The sequence below is a fragment of the Rhizobium ecuadorense genome, from assembly GCF_001187535.1.
Lineage (GTDB): Bacteria > Pseudomonadota > Alphaproteobacteria > Rhizobiales > Rhizobiaceae > Rhizobium > Rhizobium ecuadorense.
The window spans coordinates 1-223 of sequence record NZ_LFIO01000414.1; the positions used below are offsets into that span (position 1 = coordinate 1).

General features: G+C 55.6%; 1 protein-coding gene. It reads right to left on the minus strand.

The features are described 5' to 3' along the window. Positions 1-223, minus strand: a 223-nt coding sequence (locus tag AF337_RS10855) for a tetratricopeptide repeat protein (RefSeq protein WP_152970972.1), incomplete at both ends; no start/stop codon positions are given.

Below are 223 nucleotides of genomic sequence, written 5' to 3' on the forward strand. Positions count from 1 at the left end.
ATATTCCTCGCAGCCGGTGCCGCAGATCGCCTTGATTAACTTCAGCTGGTCCTTGGCGAGATCGAGCTGACCCTTGATGACATAGGCTTCGCCGAGATATTCGCGGACCTTGGCGTATTGCGGGTCCATCTTCACCGATTGCAGATAATAGGAGATGCCCTCATCGGTGCGGCCGAGCTTGCGGGTTGCATAACCGCGATAATTCAGCACTTCGGCGGTGTTC